The sequence below is a fragment of the Streptococcus parasanguinis genome, assembly GCF_001578955.1.
GTDB classification, from domain to species: Bacteria; Bacillota; Bacilli; order Lactobacillales; family Streptococcaceae; genus Streptococcus; species Streptococcus parasanguinis_U.
In genome coordinates this window covers 1-361 of sequence record NZ_KQ969749.1, presented here as the reverse complement: position 1 = coordinate 361, position 361 = coordinate 1, and the positions used below count along the sequence as shown (strand labels likewise).

The 361-nt window shown below is 42.7% G+C and carries 1 pseudogene; it reads left to right on the top strand.

From position 1 onward, the window contains the following. Positions 1-361: pseudogene (locus SPADD19_RS11070) on the top strand (hypothetical protein); the annotation flags it as partial.

Below are 361 nucleotides of genomic sequence, written 5' to 3'. Positions count from 1 at the left end.
AAAAACAAATCAGTCTTCTAAAAAGAAAAATACAAAAGCAACTGAATCTAGTTCAGAAGAAACAACACAATCAAGTCAAACAACCACAGCGTCTAATACAACAAGTGGTGCCAAAGCTACAGATTCATCCCAAATGGTTCCTGCAGAGCTGGTAGGGACTTGGACAGGTACAACTGAAATTGCGAAAGATGTCCAAATGACAGTGGCTGCGGACGGAACGGTCACTACGACAGCAAACTTTTATCAAGCAGATGTGAACCCAATTCGTACAGCAACGACTAGAGCAAAAGCTGTTCAAGCTTCTGGTAATATCTATTACTGGGATACGGATGAAGCAGGGGCTTTTGAGGCACTCCTTCCT